General features: G+C 43.7%; 2 protein-coding genes. Both read right to left on the bottom strand.

Going from position 1 to position 2,703, the window contains the following annotated elements; genetic code table 11:
• Positions 1-434: 434 nt before the first annotated feature.
• Positions 435-749 carry a hypothetical protein gene (locus tag C508_RS0117240; RefSeq protein WP_018704814.1) on the bottom strand — a complete coding sequence of 105 codons (315 nt, stop codon included), beginning with the start codon at positions 747-749 and terminating at the stop codon, positions 435-437.
• Between the two features lie 51 nt (positions 750-800).
• Complete coding sequence (locus C508_RS0117235) at positions 801-1,367, bottom strand: site-specific integrase (protein ID WP_018704813.1); 567 nt, start codon at positions 1,365-1,367, stop codon at positions 801-803.
• Between the last annotated feature and the right edge of the window lie 1,336 nt (positions 1,368-2,703).

The following is a 2,703-nucleotide window of genomic DNA, read 5'->3' as shown; positions in this document are numbered from 1 at the left end:
CCCGCCCCGCCTGTTTGACTGTGAGAAAACTAACGGTTTACAAGGTGGCTTAAACCCTTGGAAACACTGGGTTCTTGGGGTTTTCTCGGAGTCATTCCTTAAGGAGAAATCACAAGGACTATGACCATGACTGCTCCACCTCTGGATTGGCTGTTGTCGGTATTACCGATAGCAGGTCAAACTCACTTTTGCGTTGGTTGTGGGGGTGTCTGATTCGGTGTGAATACCTCTGAGACTTCCATATTTGACTTCTGAGAGGTTTTTATGGTGTGGTGCGATAGTTTCCCTTAGTGACCTTATAAAAGTTGCTCAGAAACGAAATGTGGAGGTCTCCACAATTTTGGGGACACGGTGTAGCGGTTGGCTCAATATCGAGCAGACCCACAGAGACACAAAGAGAAAGACTGCCCACTTAGGGACAGCCTTGAGGTTTCCTATGCAGTTCTTGCGGTCTTGCTGTTCAATCCATCCTTGAAGCCTTGGCGGTACGCTTGCTCCATCATGGCAGAGGCTTTCTCAGTCATAGTGAAATCGTAATGACACAGGAGTTCAATGGCCTCTGGTCTATCGCTCAGAAGTTCCTTGAGTTTATCAAAGAGGCTTTGCTGTTCCTCAATGAGTTCCTGCGGTTCGCTGAGTGTTCCCATGCGTTCCCATATATACTCACTGGTTGCCTCATCATGTTCTCTGTTGGCTCTCACAGCCTTAATCAATGCTTGTCTTTGTTGGATTTTCTCTTTGTTGCTCATGGTGTTGTTCTCCCTTCTGTTGTCAATAGAGTCCACAATTTTGTGGAGACGTCACAGGTTAAGGTCTATGTAAACCTTGTCCAGTTCGTCCTTGGTTATCCCAATGTATCGCAGGGTAACACTGGGAGACGAATGGTTCATTAGGTGCTGGATTCTTGTGATGTCATGCCCTGCTTTATACGCCCAGTAGCCAAAGGTTTTCCTCAGCGTGTGGGTTCCTATAGCGTCCTTGATGCCTACCGCTCTTGCGGCCTCTGTGAGAATGTCATAGGCTTGCTGTCTTGATATTGGCTTATGGTTCCCTTGGCTGTCCTTCTTCCTGCTGTAGAATAACGGACAATCAGCCATGAGGGTTTCATTCTTGAGGTACTCAGCGACAGCCTTCCGGCAGTTCTCAGACAGTGGGAAGTCCTTTGCTTTACCTGTCTTCTCTTCGCGCAGAGTCACTCTGTCCTTGTCCTTTACGTCCGATACCTTGAGGTTCAGTAGGTCGCTGATGCGGAGGCCGCTATTTATCCCTAAGACGAACAGGAGCCAGTCCCTTTTGTTCTTCTCCTTGAGGTATCGCTTCATGTTGTCCAGTTGTTTCTTGTCTCTGATAGGCTCAACGTATTCCATGTGTCCTCATCTCCAATCTGCTTCGTTGGCTTTATTGTATTATTATGACAGATTGAAAGTCAACACTGTTTTTGAAACTGTGGTGTAAAATGGCTGTCCGCTCAGTAACCATGCGGTCTCAGAGGCTTTCTGGTGAATCTGTCAGAAGTACATTGTGTCAGATTCGCAGGGAGTAACGAAGGATACTCATATTGTGGGTACCCTATTGATGATTCTAGGACGATTCAAAGAACATTGAGGTCAGAAGGGAATTTTCCCTTTTGATATTTTCAATACTTTGATGATAAGGGTCACGTTTTACCGGACCCCTGCACGGAAGATTGTTCCGGTCAGCTTTTCATTTTCATCTACAAGACTAAGTAGCTTAGTGACTAATTCAACCACATACAAGAGAAAGAGGGAGTATCATCGAGTAACACAGAGATAACGCGAGATAATTAAGGCATATATCACAATACGTCTAAATATGGCATATACCGAAGAAGAGGGAATAGCGGTACAAATAGACACCTCTGGTATTACGTCACAATATAGAGAGAGAAAACAGGAGATAAAGAGAGATACTAAGAGTATCCTTGAGATAACAGAAGTATTCCATTTACTAACCTTCTTTGTCCATTGATTATTGATAAATAACAGTATTGACAGAATTAACTTTATGTGATACCCTATTATACCTTTAGTATATACTTAGAGTAATACCTTGAGGTAATTCTAAAAGTATCCTGTTGGTTGTCCTTTAGGTGATACCTTTAGCAGTATACTTTTAAGTTAAATACTCTTAGAGGTATACCCATAGGTTCTTTATGGTGTATCTCATAGTCAATCATAGAGATACTTAGAGAATGACCATGAGAGTCAATAAGATACCATGTGTTGTCCTTTAGGTGTGAAATCAGATAGCAGGTAAAAGATATAAATGCCTCTCAGACGCTCTCAGAGCCTCTCTGTGAGGTTTTTCTTTGTCTGTACGATAGTTTCCCTTAGTGACAATCTAAAAGTCGCTCAGAAGTCAAATATGGCTGTTTGGTGTCTTAATCAGAGTAATACCTTCCTGTGTCCAGAGGGTGCAGTCTTATTCCTCCTGCTGTACCCTCTTTGACCATAAAGAAAAGACAGGTCGGGTAAATACCTTTCCTGTCCTTTGCTGTGCGTTCCTCTGTGCTATGGAATCTGTTTCTTTTGGTTGTACCTTTGGAGTTATCCACAGGTTTTCTCTCTCTACTACAGGTACGTTATTCTTATACAGGTAATAAAGAGATACAGGAGGGAGCCTTTCCGCCCAGTAACCACGCGGCCTACAGGGATACATGCGTCACCGTTAATGCGTGGATAA

Source organism: Anaeromusa acidaminophila DSM 3853 (genome assembly GCF_000374545.1).
Classification (GTDB): Bacteria; Bacillota; Negativicutes; order Anaeromusales; family Anaeromusaceae; genus Anaeromusa; species Anaeromusa acidaminophila.
This window is presented reverse-complemented; position numbering and strand designations above follow the sequence as displayed.

Excerpts from the sequence above, each read along its gene's own strand:
- C508_RS0117235 (WP_018704813.1), bottom strand. The coding sequence starts at position 1,367 with ATGGAATACGTTGAGCCTATCAGAGACAAGAAACAACTGGACAACATG.
- C508_RS0117240 (WP_018704814.1), bottom strand. The coding sequence starts at position 749 with ATGAGCAACAAAGAGAAAATCCAACAAAGACAAGCATTGATTAAGGCT.